Raw genomic sequence first — 18460 nt, 5'->3', positions numbered from 1 at the left:
TTTGGTATCGGCAGGAGTTCGGGGGACAAGAGTAGCAATCTCAACCTGCTGCGCGAGAGAACTGCCCCGTGGTACTGGAAGGAGTACCGCTTATCTGGACACGTCCAGGTTTAGCAAACGACCCATGGCCATTGTGGAACTACGATATGACAGCGCGAGACTCGGCTCAAACTCTGCTTTATCATGATGTGCTGCGGTCGTGGGTTCGAGTGAAGATTGTTAACTAGTCAGTCATCAAAGGGTGGTTCGCCAGCCTTAAATGGATGAACGCCCGCTTTGATACGACGTCTCACAATGTCATTGATGCGCATGGTTTCGGAGGGGTCGAGTCTGATGCCGCATTCGATGCGATACCCGCTTTTGTAAGCTTCTCGACCGCTGTCTTCCTCGATCCATTCTATGTCGGGGTCCGGGATGAATTCGAACGTGTCGCTTGTCGGTACCGGATAGGGTGTCACGCAGAACATTTCCCCGTCGCGCCTCACCACAGAATGCAAAACATAGTTCCCGTTCTGCGGGCACCATCCGGTCACTTGCTCACAACGACCCTCGGGATCGTTTTCGACCATGAAGCGCGCATTTGCATGGCACTGGTTGGGGGGCATGCGCATCATCGCAAGTCCCTCGGCCGGATACCTCTGGACCTGAAGCACCTGGAGTTCAGAGATACTGGCTGCCAACCTCGCTTCGTCTTCGCTCGGGGCAAAATCCCATCGATCAAGCCAAGCCAGCGTGTCCGCAACTAGCTTTTCTTTCTTTCGTCGTGCTTCGCCCATAAGGCCTCGTTGGTTCTGATAAGATCGCTTTTAGAATTGATCAGAAATAACATCCGGTCAACGGCAACCCCTAATTGCAAATAGGAAAGGCCATTGGGCGGTTTGCATCCCCACCCAATAGCTTGCCCGCCGCGGCGTCTCCTGAAAACCGCGGCGGGCACCGTTTGCTGGTCCGAAAACCCGCCTGCGGAGCTCATCCGTCTTTCCGTGTCGAGTTCGAAGTGACTGCGCTTCGACCGGGTCCGCAGGTGGCGGGCCGTCCGTCTGGGCTGCGCCTGGGCATGGTCGAAACGTTCAGCTTCGGGCGCGACGCCTGAACCTCGACGGAAAGGAACACCATGCCCAACCCCAGCAAGACGAAGGCGAACCTCGGAGCCGCCTGGATGACCGACAACGACATCCGCGCCGCGCTCGCCAAGATCCACCACAACCGCAACCAGCACGACAACATGGTCCGTAAGGCCCACTCGGACCTGACGCGCCGCCGCCAGCAGCTTGAGAGTTCGCTCGACGGGATCGACAAGCGCGATCGCGACTCGATGGTGACCAAGGCGCTCGCCGGTCACCGCAACGAACTGGCCCGCCAGAGCAAGGATGCGCGGCTGGCGCTCACCCGCGAGCTGTCCGCCTTGGCAGACCGCATCAAGTCCGCCGAGGCGCACTACCGCTCCCCCATCCAGATGCTGATGCGCGACACCTTGGGCGACGAGCGCCGCAGCCGCATCCAGTCCCAGATCGAGCAGTCCGGCCCGGTCGAACTGGCGAGCCTCGCCGAGCTCGCCGCAGCCACCCGCGACAAGGAGCTGGCCGCCGCGCTGTGCGGTCGGGTCGGCGGCATGAAGCGCGACGACCGCCCGTTCAACGCGAACGAGCTGGCCGACGTGATGTTCGGCGAGCAGCACCGCGAACTCAATCAGGCCTTGATCGAGGCGGAGCGTCGCGTCCTGGAGGCGTTGCAGGCCGACCAGGAATTCGAGACGGGGAAGGGGAGCCCGCACCGCGCCCTCCAGATCGCCATGCTCAAGAAGCGCGAGGCCGAGATCGGCGCCTACGGCGACCCTGCGTCCGACGACGAAGAAGACGCTGACGATGCACCCGCCACCATTGCGACCGGCGAGGACCGGATCGTCGCGGGCCTGAAGGCCCGCCGCGCACCGGAGCCCGAGCCGACCGAGTAAACTTCATACAGCCCGACACACCGACGAAAGGAAACTAGGCCATGGCCGTATTCATCTTCCATCCCGCCAACCAAGCCGCGCGTCGCGCCGACGGCATCGGCTTCGTGCTCGCGGAGGGTGCCGACGAGGCGTCCGCGCGGGCGTCCGCCGCAGCGATGATCGGCGCGCCCGGCATCGGTGCCTGGTCCGCCGTGCCGGTGGGCGCGGGCATCGCCCCTGTCGCCGTCCAGGGCCTGCCGGTCGGCAAGCCCGGCAACGCCACCTGGCCCGACCGGACGCGCGCCGACCGCGCGCTGAGCGCGTGACCGAGGAGCAAGAGGGGGTCCTTCGGGACCTCCTCCACGACCGCCCCCTGGTCTTCCCGGTCACGGTCTACGGTCTGCTCGGCGGTGACCCGAACGACTTCACCACCGAGGAGTACGTGGCGGTCGTCGGCTGGCTGCACAGGCTGGGCTACGAGCGACGCGTCCGCTCACGCTTCTCGCACGCGCACCTGATGTCGGTGTGGGCGCGGGAGGAGGTCTGGCCCGGCGAGGAGTCGGGCGTCGGTCGCCCCTACGACGGCATCCCGCTTAGGCGCGACCCGGAGCTGCGGATGACGAAGGCGGAGCGGGACGAGCGGCGCGAGCTTAGGCGTCGGTTCCACCGCTACCTCAGCAGCCTGTGACGACGTGGCCCGACCGGCAACTCGGTCGGGCCGCTTTCCCATATATTTATGGGAGTGTCAGCTTGTCACTCGTGGAAGAGGTTGTTTATTTCACTGCCTACTAATCGGGAGAGATCGAGAAATGCCGATGCCGTACCTGGAATTGGATGATCGGCAAATCGCTGTCTATCTTGAGACCAACCAGCAGGTGGATTTGAAGCGGCTCGCGGATTTTCTGGGTGCCATCTCTGAGTATGCTTCGGACTTTTTCGAAGATGATCCGAGGCTAGAGCTCTCGCAACTGCGCACCGGAAGCGTAATTGCGATAATGACAGCTTGGGGTGCGATAGCAGGCGGAGTGGGGACGATGGGTCTTTTCGCTATCGCGCTCGCGGACCGAATTGAGAGCTACCGGCAGCGTAAGGTTGAGAGAAGGGCGGCGGAGCATGTTCTCGACGATGGGGTTGTAAGGTTTGAATTTGGAGCCAAGGGCATTGAAAACATTCTTGTGCCCGCCGCCAACGTCGCGGCCATCCAGACCATTCTTTATGAGCGTGAGAACACAGCCCAGCCCCCACTTGAACAATCCGAGAAAGCTCGAAGTGTTCGTTATCTTACCTCAGATCCCGATGAGCAGACAGCGTTGGACGTCGCTGAGGAGGATGAGGCAATGCGGCAATTGGAAAAAGCCGGGTTCGATTATCTCGTGACAGAAAAGGGCGAGCCGATCGTAACCGAGAATGGCGACGCAATACGCGTAACTGATGCCATGGCAAGTGATGACCCGACAGGCGTTGATGAGGGCCTTGGGTGGATGGAGGTCGCCGGTCAGTTTGTTCAAGCATTTGACGGACGCTTCGCAATGTTCAGATCAGGAGCGCGCCAGTACCGCGTCTACGGACCTGCCCAAGTACTTAGGTCACTCCCGGTCGAGAGAGAAGTGATCGTCGAGGCAAACTTCTCAAAACGGGGTGACCTCGTTTTGAATAGATGGCGTGATGCCAATCTAGGCGAATGGCAAAGCCCGACTACCTAGAAGCCCAATCGAGTGAGGCGGTTCGCCTCCTCTTGCAGTCGCTCCACTGACACCGACAGGGCGTCGGCACGGGGGAGGGCGAGTTCGTTGAGCACGCGGAACGCAACGCGCTCGTCCAAGTGGTCCACGAGCTCCGTGCTGACCCTCTTCTCCCCTACCTCTAATACGCGATGGACCTCGACCCGTCCGGTGAAGCGCTCGCCGGTCGAAGTGGGACCGTCGAGCGCATAGCCGAGCGCTGCGAGCCGGGCGCGGTCCAGTCCGGCGAATGCCTCGACTGCCGGGGAACGCTCCCGACCCTTCTCGCCGCTCTCCCTGTAGCGACGGACCTCGTAGATCGTGCGCTGCTCTCGGTTCTGATTGATGCCTGCTGCTCTCATGTGAAGAGCAAAGTCTCGGGTGGCTCCGCGAAGGAACCTGCATAGACGCTTAGGCTGCGGCCCGTTGCCGAGATTTTTCCACCAGACTAACGAGATGGTCTCCAATCGCTTTACCGAGGAGCGGAGGCACAGCGTTGCCGACTTGGACGTACTGTTCCGTCTTCGAGCCGGCGAACTCAAACGAGTCGGGGAAGGACTGGAGGCGTGCGGCCTCTCTGACCGAGATGGCTCGATCCTGCTCCGGGTGGATGTAGGCACCCCAATGGATGTCGCACTTAGTCAGCACCGTGCATGCAAGCCCATCCCAAGTCATGCGGCCGTAGCGCTTGGTATGGTCGCTCCGCTTCGCTCGCTGCATCCCTGCAGGGAGTAGCTCGAAGGGAATATCCCGCCAGCTGCCGCCCGGTGGGATGTGCTCCAAGCGATCGATGTTGACTTTGCCTAGCTTCGGCGCGGCATGGTTCGCGACCGAGACAGCGTTCCCACGCAGCAGCCGCTGGAAGTCTGACGACGGTGCTGAGGCATAAAGTACGTCACCCCGGTCCTCTCCGTTCTGTAGTGAGGGTAGATCGCCGATGGCGTCCCGGATCGTCACGTATGGGGTGGCACCGGGGCCGTGGGTCGGCTCAGGGTGGCTGATCGGAGCGCCGACGCGATTGCCGATGAAGACCACTCTGCGCCGCTCTTGCGGTACACCGTACTCCTCCGCCTTCAGGACCTGCTCCTCCACGTCGTAGCCGAGTGCGGCCAGTTCAGACTTAATTGCCCTGACCGCCTCTCCTCCGCCGATCGAGTAGATGCCGGTCACGTTCTCCATGACGATCCACTCGGGGCGCATGCCGTCAACGATCCGTAAGTACTCTCTGAACAGAGTCGCCCTGGCGTCGAACATGCTCCGCTGATGGTTGTAGACCGAGTAGGCCTGGCAGGGCGGGCCGCCTACGAGCACGGTGAGTTCGCCCTTCTTGAGACCGGTGGCTTCCATGAGCCGCTCGACTGTCAGCTCCTGAATTGGGCCACCGATGAACTTGGCGTGGGGGTGAGTAGCGGAGAACGTGTCACCGGCTGCGTCGAAGAGGTCGTTGCCGGCCAAGACAGTGAAGCCGGCCATCTCCAAACCCGCCGAGAGTCCACCGGCGCCGCAGAACAGGTCGATTGCGGTGTATTTCATGGCTCCAGACTCGCTCTCGATGTTCTCGCTTTGTGCTGGTCGTATAACAAGGCTTCTAAGCAGGGGCAACGGCGACGCGTCATCCGATCTTGTCCTCGATGCGTCCCTCGAACTCGTCGAGCGAAACCGGCACGCCGCCCGTCAGGCCTTCTATGGCAGATTCCAAAGTAGTGTAGAGCTCCTCGACGACGATGAGCTCCCTGTGCGCGCCGTGTTGAGGTCTGGGGAAGTCGACCAGATACCAGACGATGTCCGCGTTCGAGACCTCGTCGACAGTCCGCATCTCGCCCATCGACTTGAAGAACGGAACGTCGACGACCACGGCCATCTTCTTCCCCCATCTTCGAAGGGTAGGGACCTTGATCTGGAGCTGGGGCATCAGGCGCTTCGGGCCACTGCTCCGATAGTCGGGGCGCCGGCCCGCCTGTGGCATCGAGAGCTCGCCGTTGGTTGCGGCGATGTGCCGGAACTCGATCCCCATCTCTCTGCCTGAGAAGTACACAGCCTGTATCTCGACCGGAGCCCACCTGAGCGGCATGGCGGGCTGAGGCCGCGGGCTCACGAGTATCATGTCGATGTAGCCGACGTCGGCTCCGGGATCGCTGTCCAGGTTGCCTGTGGACTCCAAGAAGCCGACCTCGCCCAACTGCCTCAGCTCAGGGTCGTCGAGCAGCTTGGCGCCGATGTGCCGGAAGACTGTGTTTCCTTGGTGGAAGCGATACGGGCACATGGCGCGGACCATGCCGCGCTCGCCTTCGACGGCGTGTATCTCGCCGCCTTCGTCGGACAGCAGCTGGAACGAGCAGACGCCGCCTGGCTTGGTGCAGGTGGGATGGGCGGTGTCGGTTCGGAAGGGACAGGGCTTCTCTTCTCGGTGCTGCTTGTCCAGTTTGTCACGGAGGACGGCCAAGCGCTCCGTCTCGGAGTGGGTAAGGTCGCCGCCGACCTCCTTCTCTTCAAGGACGATCAGACGCTCGACTTCCGCCTTGGTCAGCGCCGAACCTCCCACCCTGTGCCGGGCGAAGTCGACGCGCTCCTCCTCGGTCAGCTCGAGGAAGGGCCGACCGTACCATTCTGCAATGTGGAAGCGCTCTGCCAAGTCCCGAACCTTTCAGTCGAGGACGTAGCAAGCGGCCCGCAGTCGATCCAGCTTGGCACCTTAGAAGACTGAGGAAATCCGCCATCGAGGCGCCATCACGGTACCTATTCGGTACTCGGCACTCGACAACCGTCTAAAACGTGCAGCGAGCAATCCGTAAATCGCTGAAATGTAAGAGAAAAGGTGGTGGACGCACTAGGGTTCGAACCTAGGACCCGCTGATTAAGAGTCAGCTGCTCTACCAACTGAGCTATGCGTCCACACCGGCCTGCTTGGTGAAGGCCGCGCCGTCGATCACGCTTGCGATTCGTCGGCGGGAGGCGGTCACATACGGCCTGTGGCGAAACGTGCAAGCCCCCAATTGCACATCGACCCAATCAATCGGCCCAATCAGCTCGAAAGCAGGCCTCCACCGTGCCGCTGCGTGTTCCAGCGATAGACCATCATCAGCACGCCAAGGCACATCATGTTGGTCAGCATCGACGATCCGCCATGGCTCATGAAGGGAAGGGGAATGCCCACCACCGGGGCCATGCCCATCACCATCATCAGGTTGATCGCGATGTAGAAGAACATCGTGGCGACCATCCCTGCGGCCAGCAGACGGTCGAACCGGTTCTGCGCATTGCGCGCAACCGACAGCCCCCAGGCGAGTATCAGGCCGAAGCACACGATCACGAACAGCCCGCCGAGGAAGCCCCATTCCTCCGCCATCGTCGCAAACACGAAGTCGGTGTGCGGCTCTGGCAGATATTGCAGGTGGCTTTGCGAGCCTTCGTTGAAGCCCTTGCCGGAAAAGCCGCCCGAGCCGATCGCGATCTTCGACTGGGTGATGTGGTACCCGCTGCCCAGCGGATCGCTTTCGGGATCGAGGAAGGTGGTCACACGGCGCTGCTGATAGGGTTTGAGCGCGAAGCTGTAAGCCAAAGGCACCGCCACCGCGCCAAGCGCGCCCGCGCCCAGGAACCAGCTCATCGGTAGCCCTGCGAGGAACATGACAACCGCACCCGAGAACAGAATCGCCAGCGCCGTGCCGAGGTCCGGCTGCATCAGCACCAGCAGCACGGGCAGGGCGATGATCACGCCTGCGGGCAGCAACGCCCGCCACGAACCGATCATGCCGGTCGGCAGCGTGTCATAGAACCGGGCGAGGGCGAGGGCGACCGCGGGCTTCATCAGCTCCGACGGCTGGATGCGAATCGGCCCCAACTCGAGCCAGCGCTGGCTACCGCCGCCGACCGCGCCTGCTGCCTCCACCGCGACCAGCAGCAGCAGCACGACGATATAGCCCGGATAGGCCATCAGCTTGACGAAATCGCGCGGCATGCTGGCGATGATCAGGGCCATGACCATGGTGATCGCGAAGCGCAGGAGATGCGTGTCGGCAAAGGGCGAAAAATTGCCCCCGGCCGCAGAATAAAGAACCGCCGCCCCGAAAAAGGTGAGCAGGATCAGCGGGGTCAGCATCGCCCATGGCTGGCGCGCGATGGGGGCGGGGATGATCGAGCTCACTGTGCGTTCCCCTGTGACTGCGCGCCGCCATCGGCCGGGCTATCGGCCGCAACGTCGGCATCGGGCCGGCGGGGGCGGCGAGGATTGTCTCGTGCGAAGGCTTCGCTGCGCTGCGCATCGAGCCGGGCTTCGGCCTCGACCTTCGCCTGTATCTCGCGGTCGAGCGGCGGGCTCGCCGGGACAGCCTCACCTGCAGCGCGGGCATATTCGGCGTAGCGGCGCTGGAGCCGCTGCTGCGCGGTGCCGCCCCACTGCTCTTCGAAGCCACGCAGTGCGTCCATCCCCTTCTGCGGGTCGAAGAGGAAGGTCATCACGTCGCGCGCAATGGGGTAAGCGGAACCCGACCCACCGCCATGCTCGATCACCACCGCGCCTGCATAGCGTGGGTTGTCGAACGGGGCGAAGAAGATGAACAACCCGTGGTCGCGATACTTCCAGGGGCCGGTCTTGCCGTTGGACACGCTCAACGAGACGACCTGCGCGGTCCCCGTCTTGCCCGCGATCAGCACGTCGTCGATCGGCAGCCGCGCGCGCCCGGCGGTGCCGGGGCCGTTGACCACGTCGCTCATCGCCTTGCGGATATAGGCGATCTGGTCCGGCTTGAAGTCGAGTGAGGCAAAAGGCTTGGTCCGGTTGCTTTTGAGCAAGGACGGCTCGACATGCCGCCCGGTCGCGATACGCGTCGCCATCACCGCCAGCTGCAGCGGGTTGGTGAGGTAATAGCCCTGGCCGATCGAGGCGTTGACCGTGTCGTAGGGCTGCCACTGCTGGTCATACTTCTTCAGCTTCCATGCCGGGTCGGGCACGGTGCCGTAGAACTGGCTGGCCACCGGCAGGTTGAATTCCTGCCCGAGGCCGAACTGGCGAGCATAGGCGGCAACCTTGTCGAACCCGACCTTCTGCGCGAAGTGATAGAAATAGCTGTCGCACGACTGGTATATGCCCTTGGCCATGTCGACCCGGCCATGGTTGCTCCAGCAGTTGAAGAAGCGGTTGCCGATCCGGCGACCGCCGCCGCAGATGATCGATTCGTTCGGGTCGATCCCTTCGTGCATGAAGGCCATCGCATGCATCGGCTTGACCGTGGAGCCGGGCGGATAGAGGCCTTTCAGCACCTTGTTGCGAAGCGGCACCCGGTCGTTTTCGCTCAGCATCGCATATTCGACGCTGCCGATCCCGTCGGAGAAGCTGTTGGGATCGAAGCTGGGCATCGAGGCCATGCACAGCAGATCGCCGGACTCGCAGTCCATCACCACCACGGACCCGCTTTCGAGGCCCAGACGGCGGGCTGCGTAGTCCTGCAAGGGACCGTCGATGCTCAGCTGGATCGGGTCGCCCTGCACGTCGGGCCGGGTGGACAGATCGCGCACGATCCGGCCCGATGCGGTCACCTCAACCCGGCGCGCGCCAGGTTTGCCGCGCAGGGTCTTCTCGAACTGCTTTTCGAGCCCGTCCTTGCCGATCTTGTAACCCGGCGTGATCAGCAGCGGATTGCGATCTTCCTCGAACTCCTCGCGGCTCGCCGCGCCGACATAGCCGATCAGGTGGCCGACCGAGGTGCCCGTGGGGTAATAGCGGGAGAATCCGCGCTGAGGCACGACGCCGGGCAGCTCTGGCAGGCGGATGCTGACCGCAGCAAACGCGTCGTAGTCGAGCCCGCTGGCGACTTCGATCGGGGCATAGCCGGCCGACTCGTCCAGCTTGGCGCGCAGATCGCGCATCTTAGCATCGTCCAGCTTCAGCAGCCGGCCAAGGGTCGCCAGCTCACGCTCTGGCTCCTGAAGGCGCTCGGGGATGATATCGACACGAAAGTCCGCTTCGTTGGAGGCAAGCGGCGCGCCATTGCGGTCGAGGATCCAGCCCCGGCGCGGCGGGATCAGCGTCAGATTGACGCGGTTGCTCTCGCTCTCGACGCGGTACTTGTCGTTCTCCGCGATCGCGAGATAGCCCATCCGCGCGGCAAGCAGGATGCCGACCGACAGGCCGCCTACGCCAAGCACGAAGCTGCGGCGGTCGAAACTGTTGGTCAGCGTGCTCTCGTTGAGCACTTGCTTGGTAAGGCCGAAGGGCATCAGGCGGCGGTCCGGAAACGCATGAGGCGAAGCTTGTCTAGGCGTGAAACGATAAACGCGATGAACGGGTAGGCGATGAGCGATAGCAGCAGCTGCGGGGCCACGACCGCCAACAGCGGAAGCCCCAGGGTGCTGCCGGAGATCAGCATCGTCCCGACGATATAGATGACGGTGATGATCGCCGCGATCAGCCAGTCCTGCGCGAAGCCGCGCCAGGGGAAGCGGATGTCGATGATCTCGATCGCCATCATGGTCGCCGAGAAGAACAGGATACCCGATCCGAATGGCTGGCCACTGAACAGGTCGTCCCACATGCCGAAAATGATCCCTGCCCAGATCGGCAGCACACCCGGCCGAAGCAGCCGCCACGCGAGCAGGAACAGGAAGCCGATCGGCGGCAGCAGCGGCCCACCGACAGCGATCGGTACGCTTTGCAGATAGGACGCGAGCATGATCGTCGCCCAAGGTACGAAGACCAGCAGGAAGGGGGAGTGGTCCCGGTTGATCTGGCGCCGGTTCCGTTCGCTGCGCTGGCTGTAGGCGCGGCGTTCGATCATGGTGTGACCACGCCGCCGCTCTCCGTAGCGGGCGCATCGGGATTATCGCCGTTACCCGCGTCCACGGTCCGGTTCGATCCGATCGCTTCCTCGATCGGAGTGCGCGCACCACGCAGCGCCTCGGGCTGCCAGGTCGGCTCCACCGCGACGAAATCGGTTGCCGCAGGGTTGCTGATGATCCGTGCGACCGCGCCGTCGTCGGTCAGACTGGTGACGATCGCCACCGCGATGCCTGGGCGATAAAGTCCGCCCGCGCCGCTGGTGACGAACACGTCGCCCCGCTTGAGCGGATTGATGCCCAGGTTGATCAGGCGAATGTTGATCAGCCCGTCGCCGCGCCCTTCGGCAAAGGCGACCGTGTTGTCGCCTGCGCGCCGCACGGGCAGCACGCTTTCAGTATCGGTGATCAGCATGACGCGCGAGCTGTTGCCCGCCGCCTCCAGCACGCGGCCCACGATGCCGCGTTCGCTGCGCACAGGCATTCCGGGCCGCACACCGTCGTTACGGCCCGCGCCGAGATACGCAAAGCGGCGCGTGCTGGAGCTGCTGGAGCCGACCAGGCGTGCGACTGCCACGGGTTTCACGTCGGTTTCGTTGAGGCCGAGCAGCGCCTTGAGCCGCGCGTTCTCCTCTTCGATCGCGCGCGCTTCGGCGAGGCGAATGCGCGCGATCTCGACCTCTTTCTTCAGCTCGGCATTCTGCTGCCCCGCCTCGAGATAGCCCTGCACGGATTCGATGAACCCGCGCCCGCCACTGCGCGCGCCGGCATTGACCGTCGAGACAGGCTGGGTCGCATCGCCGAACAATCCGCGCAGACCGCTGAAAGAGGCCGGCTGGATGATCGAGATGACGATCAGGACAATGCCGAGCAAGATGCCCGACAAGGCGACCACGTAACCGGTGAAGACACCGTACTGCGCCTTCTTGGAATGCCCCGAAACCCGCTGTTTCGAGCCCGACAGGGCCATAATTCCTCCGTCCGGTAAGGTCCCGGTTGCTTTACGCAGTCATCAACACGCCGCGGTACACAGGGTCTTCCATCGCGCGGCCGGTGCCGATCGCGACGCAGGACAGCGGATCTTCCGCGATGCTGACGGGAAGCCCCGTCTCTTCGCGCAGATGCTCGTCCAGGCCGGTGATCAGCGCACCACCGCCGGTCAGCACGATGCCCTGGTCCACGATGTCGGCGGCAAGCTCGGGCGCAGTGTTTTCCAGCGCAATTCGCACACCCTCGACGATCGCACCGATAGGCTCGCTCAGGGCTTCGGCGATATGCGATTGATTGATGGTGATCTCTTTCGGAACACCATTGACCAGATCCCTACCCTTGATGGTGATCTGCTCGCCAATGCCATCTGCAGGGGCCACGGCCACGCCGTAGTCCTTCTTGATCCGCTCTGCGGTCGATTCACCGATCAGCAGGTTGTGGTGGCGGCGCACGTAGGAAACGATCGCTTCGTCCATCTTGTCACCGCCGGTGCGGACAGAGGTGGTGTAGGCGAGACCACGGAGCGAAAGCACCGCGACTTCGGTCGTGCCGCCACCAATGTCGACCACCATGGAGCCCACAGGCTCGGTCACCGGCATGTCGGCGCCGATCGCCGCAGCCATCGGTTCGAGGATCAGGTAAACCGCGCTCGCACCCGCGTTGCTCGCAGCATCGCGGATCGCGCGCCGTTCGACCGAGGTCGATCCCGAGGGGACGCAGATGGTGATTTCGGGATAGCGGAACAGGCTCTTCTTGCCGTGCACCTTGCGGATGAAGTGCTTGATCATTTCTTCCGCGATTTCGATGTCGGCGATGACGCCGTCACGCAGGGGGCGGATCGCTTCGATCGAGTCGGGCGTCTTGCCCATCATCATCTTCGCATCGTCGCCCACGGCCTTGACGCGCTTGATCCCGTTGAGGGTCTCGATAGCGACCACGGAAGGTTCGTTGAGGATGATCCCTTGATCGGGCACGTAAACCAGCGTGTTCGCGGTGCCGAGGTCGATCGCCATGTTCTGAGTGCCGAACTTCAGAAGATTCGAGAAGAAACCCATAGGTACTATGCTTCCGTGCCGATTGTGCGGTCGGCCTTGTCTGATGTTGAAGGGACGATCCCGTAGAGCCGGGCTGCCGAAGCACGGCCACTAGCGTCCCCTAGCGAAAAACGCGATGCCTTTAACCAGAAATTGGGCGTAATTACCCGCAGGCCGTCGAATTTTTCCACCGTCCCGGCTACTCTGCGTCAAATGCCCACAATCAGACGCCTTCCCGAAGCCCTTATAAACCGCATCGCAGCGGGAGAAGTGATCGAACGCCCTGCCGCTGCGCTGAAGGAACTGGTTGAGAACGCCATCGATTCGGGCGCGACTCGGATCACGGTCAGCCTCGAAGACGGCGGCATCGGCGCAATCGAAGTGGTCGATGATGGCTGCGGCATGTCGCCCGAAGAGATGGCGCTGGCGCTGGAACGGCACGCGACATCGAAGCTGCCCGAGGATCTGGTCGGGGAGGGGCACGCGCTCGAACAGGTCGCGACGCTCGGCTTCCGTGGCGAGGCACTGCCCAGCATCGCCAGCGTCGCGCGCTTCACGCTCGAAAGCCGCCCGCACGATGCCGACAGCGGATGGCGCAGGGTGGTGGATCATGGCCGGGTGGTGGAGGACAAGCCGTCCGCCGTTCCCCCCGGCACCCGCGCCCGGATCGAGGATTTCTTCCGCGAGGTGCCCGCGCGGCGCAAGTTTCTGCGCACCCCGCGCAGCGAATTTGCGGCCTGTCAGGACATCGTCCGGCGGCTCGCGATGGCGCGGCCAGATATCGGCTTCACCTTTTCCAATAATGGCCGTCGCAGCCTGCAGCTGCAACGCGGTGAGGCCCTGCCGGAACGTGTGGTCCGCTTGGTCTCGCGCGATCTCAAAGACAATTGTGTCCCGATCGACCTGGCGCGTGGCGATATGACGCTGACGGGCATCGCCGGCCTGCCGACCTACAACCGCGGCGTGGCGGACCATCAGTACCTGTTCGTCAACGGCCGCCCGGTGAAGGACCGCCTGCTGGTCGGTGCGGTGCGCGGAGCCTATGCCGAAATGCTCGCGCGCGATCGCCACGCGGTCCTCGCGCTATTTCTCGACCTGCCGCCGGAGGATGTCGACGTGAACGTGCACCCGGCCAAGAGCGAGGTGCGGTTCCGCGATCCGCAGGGCGTGCGGGGAATGATTGTGGGCGGATTGCGCGCCGCGCTTTCCACCGGCGACAAGCGCAGCGCACAGGCGCCCGATGCCTCGGCCATGGCGAAGTGGCAGGCCGAGCCGGTTGCGCCCGAGCCTCCCGCCGCCTCCATCTTCGACCGCTTTGCCGGGGGCAGCGCTTCGGCGGCAGCCCTGCAGGAACCGCGACTGGACTGGGGCGCGCAGCAAACTGCCGACGCGCTTCCGTCCGGCCGGGCCGAGGAAGCCGCGCCGCTGCCGCAGGAGGCCCGCGACTACCCACTCGGCATCGCGCGCGGGCAGATCGCCAACACCTATATCGTAGCCGAGGCTGCCGACGGGCTGGTGCTGGTCGACCAGCATGCCGCGCACGAGCGCCTCACGCTCGAACGGCTGCGCAGCGCCGACGCGGGCAGCGCGACCGCGCGCAGCCAGGCGCTGCTGATGCCCGAAGTGGTCGAATTGTCGGAGGCTGAATGCGACCGCCTCGAAGCGATCGCCGCGGATCTCGACCGGATGGGCCTCGCAATCGAGCGCTTCGGGCCTGCCGCCATGCTGGTCCGCAGCCTGCCGCACGCACTGCCAAAGGCAGATCCGCACGCGCTGCTGCGCGATATTGCCGACGATATGGCCACCAATGGCGTGGATGGGGAGGGCGGATCCCTGTTACTGACCGAGAAGATAGAATACGTTTTGGCAACAATGGCTTGCCATGGGTCGGTCAGGGCAGGGCGCACGCTGCGCGTCGAGGAGATGAATGCGCTGCTGCGCGAAATGGAGCGCACGCCACGTTCGGGCCAGTGCAATCACGGGCGCCCGACCTGGGTGAAGCTGTCGATGGAAGAAGTAGAAAAATTGTTCGGGAGACATTGATGCTAATCGGGTTGCACGCGGTCGGGTTGCTGGCGCTGGCTTTTGCGGGATTGGGATTGGCGGGCTGCGATGAAGAGCCTGCCAGTACCGAGGCGCAGGATCGCGCGGATGCTGAGGCTGTCGCAGCAGTGCTGGCCCAGCAGACCCCGCCGCCGGTCGAACTCGCTCTGCAGCCGATCACCACCGCAGACATCGTCGAGAACAGCGCGATGGAGGGGGCAGGGTGCTCTTTCACGCCCGGCGGCGAGGAAGATCCCTTCGCAATTCTGGCCGATGGCGTGGGCTTCGTGAAATACGAAGGCAGCATCCAGCGGCTGGCCGCCGACGCGGGTAGCACGGAAGGCCCGTTTGGCACGCGCGAGCAGTACGACGGGCGCGAATATTCGCTGAACATCACCATCGATCAGGCGAAGAAGGAAGGCGAGAGCGAGGCCTCATGGGCCGCGCCTGCGAATCTTACGATGGCCGACGGATACGACCGCGAAGTGGCGATGAGCGAGGGCCGCGTAGCCTGCGGCGGCTGAGCCTCAATCGGCGATGGCGTCCGGGTCTCGCACCCGAATAATGCCATTGCTGATCATCGTCATCACCGGCTCGTCGTGCTGGTTGAAGGTGGTCTGACGGTTCTTGGTGAAGCCCATATGCGGCTTCGACCTCGACTGGCGTTTCTCGATCAGTTCGCCTTCGACCCGTAGCGTGTCGCCCGGATAGACCGGCTTGAGCCAGCGCAATTCGTCGATTCCCGGCGACCCGAGCGACGCCATCTGCTCGGTCGAGAAATGTTCGACCATCATCCGCATGGTCATGGCACTGGTGTGCCACCCGCTGGCCGATAGTCGGCCGAAATAGGTTTCCGCAGCGGCCTCGTCGCTCAGATGGAAAGGCTGCGGATCGTATTTCGTGGCGAACTCGATCACCTCTTCGCGGGTGACCTCGTAATGGCCGAAAGAGACTTTCGAGCCGACTTCCAGATCCTCGTAATACTTCATGCGCGCGCGCCCTTCGCTGGTCAGACGAGCGCGCGTAGCAGCATCCAGATTCCCATGGCAATCATCGCGAGGTTCTCGGTCAGCGACACGAAGCCCAGCGGCACATTGCTGCCCCCGCCGACGCAGGCGCACTTGATCTCGCGCTTCTGCACATAGACGGCGTAGAAAACGCTGACCGCGCCGACCGCGCCAATGAAGAGCGCGATGGGGATCGACAGCCATGGCAGCAGGTGCGCGGCCATCAGCACCGCCGCCGTCGCCTCCAGATAGGGATAGGCGTAGGCGTAGGGCACCCATTTGCGCCCCAGCAGGTCGTAGCCGACGAACATGGTCGAGAATTGCTCGACATCCTGCAGCTTGAGCATGGCGAGCATGCCCATCGACAGCGCGACGAACCATTCGACCGTGCGCATGCTGAGGCCATCGAGCAGGCCGAGGCTGAGCGTAAGCGCAAAGGCCGCCGCAACGGCGAACACCGCTAGTACGGGGCGATAGCTGGTCTCGTCCGGGTTCTTGACCTCCTTGCCGAGGAACTTGCGCAGTGCCTCGTACCCGCCGACCCGTTCGCCATCGATAAAGGTCTGCGGGGTCGTCTTGACCCCGTGTTCGTCCTTGAACGCGTCCGTCTCTGCACGAGTGACAAGGTGATGATCCTCGACCTGGTAGCCCTCTTTCTCGAGAAGCCATTTGGACTTGGTGCCGTAAGGGCACACGTGCTTGTCCATCACCATGCGATAGAGTTTTGCGGTCTTTGTCATCTCGCATCAGATATACCCCAGGGGGGTATTATTCAAGCAGTCTATCGGCCCCCGGTTCCGGTGCGGCAAACAGCACGAGCGCATCCTCGTCGCCATCATTGGGCTGGGGAGCTACCCCAACCAGCGCGGCGAGCAACGCGTAGACGTCCACGTTGTCCAGATTGCGGACCGGCGTGGTCGTGGAGATACGCGGGCCGGCAGCGATGAACAGCGCCTGCATCTGCGGATCCTCGTTGTCCCACCCATGTGTACCGCCGGACATCTCCTCCCGCGGCGCACCGCGCCTGATGGTCCAGCCCGGCTCGGCAAGGCAAAGGATCTCGGCCCCACGCGGATTGGTCCCATAAGCCAGACGCGCGGGGATATCTTCCTTTTGCCAGCACTGCATGTGATCGTGCGGGGTCAGCAGTGCGTCGTAGACCGTGCGGTCGGTTGCCGCTGCGGGCTCGATTGCGGCGAAGGGCCCGCTGTCGACCAGCAGGTAGCTTTCCGGAGCGAGCAGGGCGTCGAGGTCGATCGTCCGCGCCGCATCCACCGCGCGCATTCCGTGGTCGGAGACGACGATGATGTCCGCCTGCTGGCCCAGCGCTGCCAGACCATCGATCAGATAGCCGATCTGGCTGTCGACCTCTGCGACGGCGGCGTTGAGTTCGGCGCTGTCGGGGCCGAAATGGTGCCCGTCCGTATCGATCCTGTCGAAATACATCGCCACGAAACGCGGGCGTATCTCCGCCGGACGGCGCATCCAGTCTAGTACCGTCTCGACCCGCTGACGCTCGTCTATGTTCTGGTCGAAGCGGTTCCAGTCGGAGGGGCGGATCGTGCGGATTGCGACCTCGCTACCGGGCCAGAACATGGTCGCGGTACGAATGCCCGCTCGTTCGGCGGTGACCCACAGCGGCTCGGCCTCGTCCCACCAGAAGGGGTCTAGCGCCTGCCGGGCATCCCCCAGGCTGAAGCGCACGGCGGGGCGGCGCGGGTCGATCATGTTGTTGGAGACGATCCCGTGATGGTCGGGCCTGAGGCCGGTCACCAGCGTGTAGTGGTTGGGGAAGGTCTTGGTCGGGAAGGACGGCTTCATCGGCGCACTCGCCCCGCGTGCCGCCAGCGCGGAGAGGTTGGGGGTGATCCTGCGATCCAGATAGTCCGTCCGGAAACCGTCGATCGATATCAGGATGGTGACCGGCTGCCGGTCCGGGTCGGCGGGCTGGGCCGTAACGGGCGCGGCAGTGGCGAGGAGGGCGAGCGCCGCATACAGCGCTGCCCCGGCGAATCTGGCGATGAAGGTCATGCCGGGTTCGCTAGGGCAGGCGTGTTACAATGCTAAGTGCGGATTTGGGGCCAGGGGCCGATTTACCCCGCGCGGAATTCGGGCACCTTTCCTTCCGAACCCAGATCCGGAATGATCCGGTAACGGGCGAGGATGAAGCTGAAGAGGCCGAACAGCAGCAGGCCGATCGCGGTGATGGTGAACCAGATGCCGTCATCGGCAAGGCTGGCCACCGCATCGCCGATGGTCTTCACCTGATCGCTGCCCTTGGACATGAACCCGGCACCAACCAGCGACCAGCCGATCACCGCGAACACCACCGCCCGCGCGAGGTAACCAGCGCCACCGATCATCCGGGTGAAATCGGGTGCCTGCGGGCTGATCCGGTTCATGAAGCTGCCGGTGACGCCCTTCTTCGCCTGATTGAACGCGGCGATGAAGAAGGTGAGGCCCAGCAGGCCGATCACGATGCCGCCGAATTCCACGCCGAGCACGCCCGCAGCAGCCTCTTGCGCGCCGCCGCCGCCGGAATTCCTGTTAGTCGCAAACTTGAACGCGGACCATGCCAGCGCAAGGTGGCCGATGGCGCTCCCCGCATGGCCGATCCGCTTGCCCCAGCCCTTGGCGTCGGAGCCCTCGTTCTCGATATCGAACAGCGGCGAGCAGAAGCGGAACAGCGCGTAGCCGAACAGGCCGAACACCATGATCCACAGGATCGCGATGCCCGCCGGGAAATCCTCGATCGCCTTGAAGATGCCCGCCGTCCCTTCGGCAATGCGTCCCGCGCTGGTGAGCGCGATCAGCCCGACCACGGTATAAAGCACCGCGCGGCTGAAATAGCCCACCCGCACGAGCCAGCTGAACTTCTCGGATTTATCGACCATGTTGCGTGAGCCCCTGTTTTTGCCGTTGTTTTCGACCCAACGGCGGGGACGCACTATCGTGCCGAAA

Annotated in this window: 19 protein-coding genes and 1 tRNA gene; 6 read left to right on the top strand and 14 right to left on the bottom strand. The window is 63.6% G+C overall.

The window, feature by feature from the left end:
• Window positions 1-227 precede the first annotated feature (227 nt).
• Window positions 228-776, bottom strand: a complete 549-nt coding sequence (locus K7H93_RS14905; RefSeq protein ID WP_230784288.1) for a hypothetical protein — start codon at window positions 774-776, stop codon at window positions 228-230.
• A 338-nt stretch (window positions 777-1114) separates the two neighbouring features.
• Here K7H93_RS14905 and K7H93_RS14900 point away from each other — a divergent pair, with 338 nt between their 5' ends.
• The 4 genes from K7H93_RS14900 to K7H93_RS14885 all read left to right on the top strand — a co-directional run bounded on the left by K7H93_RS14900 (window position 1115) and on the right by K7H93_RS14885 (window position 3636).
• On the top strand, window positions 1115-1954 hold the full coding sequence (locus K7H93_RS14900) for a hypothetical protein (RefSeq protein ID WP_230784287.1): 840 nt from the start codon (window positions 1115-1117) through the stop codon (window positions 1952-1954).
• Window positions 1955-1995: 41 nt separating this feature from the next.
• Window positions 1996-2259, top strand: a complete 264-nt coding sequence (locus K7H93_RS14895) for a hypothetical protein (RefSeq protein ID WP_230784286.1) — start codon at window positions 1996-1998, stop codon at window positions 2257-2259.
• Window positions 2256-2621 (top strand): hypothetical protein, encoded by a 366-nt coding sequence (locus K7H93_RS14890; protein WP_230784285.1) that lies wholly within the window; start codon window positions 2256-2258, stop codon window positions 2619-2621. Before K7H93_RS14895 ends, K7H93_RS14890 begins: the two co-directional genes overlap by 4 nt.
• A 127-nt stretch (window positions 2622-2748) precedes the next feature.
• Window positions 2749-3636: a hypothetical protein gene (locus K7H93_RS14885; RefSeq protein WP_230784284.1), complete on the top strand. Its 888-nt coding sequence runs from the start codon at window positions 2749-2751 to the stop codon at window positions 3634-3636.
• Here the strand turns inward: K7H93_RS14885 and K7H93_RS14880 are convergent.
• From K7H93_RS14880 to K7H93_RS14840, 9 genes are all read right to left on the bottom strand, one after another.
• On the bottom strand, window positions 3633-4016 hold the full coding sequence (locus K7H93_RS14880; protein WP_230784283.1) for a hypothetical protein: 384 nt from the start codon (window positions 4014-4016) through the stop codon (window positions 3633-3635). The two genes, K7H93_RS14885 and K7H93_RS14880, sit on opposite strands and share 4 nt — an antisense overlap.
• Window positions 4017-4065: 49 nt before the next feature.
• Window positions 4066-5187: a DNA cytosine methyltransferase gene (locus K7H93_RS14875; RefSeq protein WP_230784282.1), complete on the bottom strand. Its 1122-nt coding sequence runs from the start codon at window positions 5185-5187 to the stop codon at window positions 4066-4068.
• A 79-nt stretch (window positions 5188-5266) separates the two neighbouring features.
• Complete coding sequence (locus tag K7H93_RS14870) at window positions 5267-6286, bottom strand: NotI family restriction endonuclease (RefSeq protein WP_230784281.1); 1020 nt, start codon at window positions 6284-6286, stop codon at window positions 5267-5269.
• Between the two features lie 184 nt (window positions 6287-6470).
• A tRNA-Lys gene (locus K7H93_RS14865) sits at window positions 6471-6546 on the bottom strand.
• Window positions 6547-6676: 130 nt separating this feature from the next.
• Entirely contained in the window at window positions 6677-7753 is a 1077-nt protein-coding gene (gene rodA / locus K7H93_RS14860; protein ID WP_230784421.1) for a rod shape-determining protein RodA, read from the bottom strand.
• Between the two features lie 41 nt (window positions 7754-7794).
• Window positions 7795-9870 (bottom strand): penicillin-binding protein 2, encoded by a 2076-nt coding sequence (gene mrdA / locus K7H93_RS14855; protein WP_230784280.1) that lies wholly within the window; start codon window positions 9868-9870, stop codon window positions 7795-7797.
• Window positions 9870-10427: a rod shape-determining protein MreD gene (gene mreD, locus K7H93_RS14850; protein WP_054527424.1), complete on the bottom strand. Its 558-nt coding sequence runs from the start codon at window positions 10425-10427 to the stop codon at window positions 9870-9872. Before mreD ends, mrdA begins: the two co-directional genes overlap by 1 nt.
• On the bottom strand, window positions 10424-11395 hold the full coding sequence (gene mreC, locus K7H93_RS14845) for a rod shape-determining protein MreC (RefSeq protein WP_230784279.1): 972 nt from the start codon (window positions 11393-11395) through the stop codon (window positions 10424-10426). Before mreC ends, mreD begins: the two co-directional genes overlap by 4 nt.
• A gap of 31 nt (window positions 11396-11426) precedes the next feature.
• Window positions 11427-12470, bottom strand: a complete 1044-nt coding sequence (locus K7H93_RS14840) for a rod shape-determining protein (protein ID WP_010237948.1) — start codon at window positions 12468-12470, stop codon at window positions 11427-11429.
• A gap of 192 nt (window positions 12471-12662) precedes the next feature.
• Here K7H93_RS14840 and mutL point away from each other — a divergent pair, with 192 nt between their 5' ends.
• Together mutL and K7H93_RS14830 are read left to right on the top strand one after the other, a co-directional pair.
• Window positions 12663-14492, top strand: coding sequence for a DNA mismatch repair endonuclease MutL (gene mutL, locus K7H93_RS14835; protein WP_230784278.1), 1830 nt, complete (start codon window positions 12663-12665; stop codon window positions 14490-14492).
• Window positions 14492-15016, top strand: a complete 525-nt coding sequence (locus K7H93_RS14830; protein ID WP_230784277.1) for a hypothetical protein — start codon at window positions 14492-14494, stop codon at window positions 15014-15016. The genes mutL and K7H93_RS14830 overlap by 1 nt, the downstream gene beginning before the upstream one ends.
• Window positions 15017-15019: 3 nt before the next feature.
• Here K7H93_RS14830 and K7H93_RS14825 read toward each other — a convergent pair whose 3' ends face one another.
• The 4 genes from K7H93_RS14825 to K7H93_RS14810 all read right to left on the bottom strand — a co-directional run bounded on the left by K7H93_RS14825 (window position 15020) and on the right by K7H93_RS14810 (window position 18393).
• On the bottom strand, window positions 15020-15481 hold the full coding sequence (locus K7H93_RS14825; protein WP_230784276.1) for a MaoC family dehydratase: 462 nt from the start codon (window positions 15479-15481) through the stop codon (window positions 15020-15022).
• Between the two features lie 20 nt (window positions 15482-15501).
• Entirely contained in the window at window positions 15502-16239 is a 738-nt protein-coding gene (locus K7H93_RS14820) for a MauE/DoxX family redox-associated membrane protein (protein ID WP_230784275.1), read from the bottom strand.
• A gap of 28 nt (window positions 16240-16267) precedes the next feature.
• A complete protein-coding gene (locus K7H93_RS14815; RefSeq protein WP_230784274.1) occupies window positions 16268-17530 on the bottom strand; it encodes an alkaline phosphatase family protein in 1263 nt (420 codons plus the stop codon).
• A 62-nt stretch (window positions 17531-17592) separates the two neighbouring features.
• Complete coding sequence (locus K7H93_RS14810) at window positions 17593-18393, bottom strand: DUF1206 domain-containing protein (protein ID WP_230784273.1); 801 nt, start codon at window positions 18391-18393, stop codon at window positions 17593-17595.
• Window positions 18394-18460 lie beyond the last annotated feature (67 nt).

This window comes from Citromicrobium bathyomarinum, from assembly GCF_021021475.1.
GTDB lineage: Bacteria > Pseudomonadota > Alphaproteobacteria > Sphingomonadales > Sphingomonadaceae > Alteriqipengyuania > Alteriqipengyuania bathyomarina.
The sequence above is the reverse complement of the archived record's forward strand: the minus strand, read 5'-3'. Positions and strand labels throughout refer to the sequence as shown.